This is a genomic window from Halomonas sp. SIMBA_159 (genome assembly GCF_046536035.1).
GTDB classification, from domain to species: Bacteria; Pseudomonadota; Gammaproteobacteria; order Pseudomonadales; family Halomonadaceae; genus Vreelandella; species Vreelandella venusta_A.
Genome location: NZ_JAWJBT010001534.1, coordinates 1 through 239 on the forward strand (window position 1 = coordinate 1; position 239 = coordinate 239).

Sequence of the window (239 nt, forward strand, 5' to 3'; positions counted from 1 at the left end):
GTATTAACCCCGGACGCGTAGCGTAATGCTTCGCTGACTGAGCTGGCCCCGCGCAGGTCCAGCGTTTCACGGTCAATCACCGAGATAGCCTGCGGGGTTTCTTCGGGTGTCAGTGCGGTTTTGGTCGCTGTGTTGCGGTAGGTTTCCCCTAACACAGTGATGGTGTCCTCGATATGGGGTGTCTGGGTGTCTGCCTGGGCGATAGCCGATACGCTGAAGGTTGAGGCAATGGAGATAGC

Annotated in this window: 1 protein-coding gene; it reads right to left on the minus strand. The window is 57.7% G+C overall.

Annotated elements, in window-relative coordinates; genetic code table 11:
- On the minus strand, positions 1-239 hold a 239-nt coding region (locus tag R0J87_RS24375; protein WP_498889626.1), incomplete at both ends, for a TonB-dependent receptor plug domain-containing protein.